We start from the raw sequence: 2513 nt of genomic DNA on the forward strand, positions 1-2513 counted from the left end.
TGGTTCAGCAAGCCAAAAATATGAATGAGTGGGCAGAGCCGTTTGAAGTGCTGACCGACAGTATTCTCAAGGTCGGTGCGCTTGCGCAGGAGAATTTAAACGATGTGATGCAAGTGGGGCTTTATCGTCAAGCCCTTAATCGTCATGCCACCACCGCTAACAATTATCCTGTTAATCAAGCCGGTACACTGCGTGTTGAGCCGTCCGCCTATGAGGTGCAACAAACCTATACGACATCCCAAAGTAACCAAGTTTATGTCCGGGGACGTGGTGAAGATGGCTGGAATGAATGGCGACGGGTTGATGGAGTGAATTGCCTTAAACTGACGGGTGGGACGCTCACCGGCGCATTAGAGATTGATGCGGCAGAGAGCTTCGTGCGGGGTAAACGAAATGGCGCAAAAAACTGGGTTATCGGCACGGCAAACAGCACAAGCAATGACATTGTGCTGCACAGCTATATGCATAATACGCGTATCACCCTACTCTCTGACAGGGTCTATGCGAATAAAGATATTTACGTTGGTGAGAACAAAGTTAATCATTGGGGCGACAGTTACCTTAAAGCCACAGCGAATAACTACGGCGGCATAATGATTGACCGCCCGACACGCAATGACCGAATGTTGATAGAAAGCCACGATAATCGATTTGCGCTTATCCGGCGAAACACCCAAAACGGGGAAAATCATTATGTGATTACCGCCCCCGAACGCAGTGGTGAGATAGCCCTTAAGGGGGAGGCAATCAGCACCGTTCACAAAGGACACGGAAGCTATGCTGGTCAATATACCAGCGGTGCGCCGATTTTTGTGGAAGAGACCGGCTCACGAGACCGAGATACTTATCACCCGATTGTCAAAGGTAAAGTCCGAAGCGCCGGCAGTTTCGGGGCGGCATTCTCGTTTGGCTATGTTACAAGAGCAAGGGAGCAAGACGGTTGGGGACAAGGTGCTATTCACTTAATTGAAGATAACGGCAGAAACAGCAAAGCCTGGTTATTCGAGCATAGCGGAGATTTTTATGCACCGGGCGATATTCGCACCGGCAGCGGTAAAAGGCTTAATGCCGTTGAACCTGCGGGGTTGGTTGCCTATTTTGCCCGTGCAAGTGCGCCGGAAGGTTGGTTAAAAGCCAACGGAGCAGCGGTGTCCCGTACCACTTATGCAGCACTTTTTGCAGCGATTGGCACGACCTTTGGTGAAGGAGACGGCAGAACTACGTTTAACTTGCCGGACTTGCGGGGGGAGTTTATCCGAGGGTTTAGAGACGGTCGAAATGTGGATAACGGACGTGCCTTTGGGTCATTCCAAGGTGATGCGATTCGCAATATAACGGGGAATTTTTCCGTCAGACCGGCTGGTGATGACAGTCAATCACCGGTTTTGATTGGGGGTAATAGTGTCTTTCGTCAGCAACCCAGCACAGAAAAATGGCTACCGGTGAATTTGAAAAGAGCCGGTGAGCAAAATCTGTCGTTAATGACATTTGATGCCTCGCGCGCCGTGCCGACCGCAAATGAAAACCGCCCTCGCAATATTGCCTTATTAGCCTGTATTAAATACTAAGGAGAAGAAAAATGACCTACCCGCAACAAAAAGCGATCTGCCAACTGGACGAACACGGCTTTTTTATCGGCGAAACACAAGCGGATTTATCCCCTTTGGAAGCCGATGAGGGCGTCTATTTAATGCCGGCAAATACCGTTGATGTCGCACCACCCGAAGAAAAAATCGGCTTCCTTGCCCAATGGCGTGATGATGCTTGGCATTATATTGAGCAACCTCAATACCTACCGGAGTCCTCGACAGCGCAGGATATTGAGGCACAGCCCCCGACATTAGCACAGTATAAAAACCGGTTGCTTATCCGCATTGCCGACCAAACCGACCGCTTGAAAGCGCAATATTTGCAAGGCTATTCCCAAGCAGAAATCGACAGTTTTTACCGTCAAGAACGGGAAGCACGGGGCGAGCTACCGTTGATGTTGCTCACTGAATTATTTGAAGGCAGAAACGACCTAGCAAGCATCGAGCAACTAAAAGAAAAAGTTATCGAAAAAGCGGACTTGTTTGCGATTATTATGGGCAAGACCTTTGCGATTAAACAGGGTTTTGAAGTGCGTATTGAGCAAGCCACAAGCTTAGACGAACTCGCCAAAATTGATGAGGAGGTTGAACAATGGCAATCTATCTAGCCCTCTACAAAGGCAAGGGCGACTGGGTCGATAGACTCGTTCGCCTGTTCACCAAAGGCAAATACAGCCATTGTGAAATCGCGATTGAACGCCGGCAATTCCGAAGCGGCGAGCACTATCCCATCATCAGCTACGACTGCTACTCGGCAAGCCCACGGGATAACGGCGTGCGTTGCAAAAAAATCAATGTAACCGACCGCTTGACGTGGGAGTTAATCGCGCTAGACGGTGTAGATGAAAGCCAAATCACCGCCTATTTTGAACGAACCAAAGGGAAACAATACGACCTATGGGGGGCAATCGGGGTGGTATTAGG

General features: G+C 49.5%; 3 protein-coding genes. All 3 read left to right on the forward strand.

Features of this window, described 5'->3' with window-relative positions:
• Nucleotides 1-1568, forward strand: a 1568-nt coding sequence (locus RO21_RS12570; protein WP_206539772.1) for a tail fiber protein, incomplete at its 5' end; no start/stop codon positions are given.
• Between the two features lie 11 nt (nucleotides 1569-1579).
• Entirely contained in the window at nucleotides 1580-2197 is a 618-nt protein-coding gene (locus RO21_RS13245) for a hypothetical protein (RefSeq protein ID WP_193789295.1), read from the forward strand.
• Nucleotides 2182-2513: hypothetical protein (locus tag RO21_RS08235; protein ID WP_047977316.1), on the forward strand; the 332-nt coding region annotated here is incomplete at its 3' end. The genes RO21_RS13245 and RO21_RS08235, both read left to right, overlap by 16 nt.

The sequence above is a fragment of the Muribacter muris genome, from assembly GCF_001038205.1.
In the GTDB taxonomy this organism is placed as follows: Bacteria; Pseudomonadota; Gammaproteobacteria; order Enterobacterales; family Pasteurellaceae; genus Muribacter; species Muribacter muris.

Bases quoted from the DNA above. Each gene is read 5' to 3' on its own strand.
- RO21_RS13245 (WP_193789295.1), top strand. From the start codon at position 1,580: ATGACCTACCCGCAACAAAAAGCGATCTGCCAACTGGACGAACACGGC.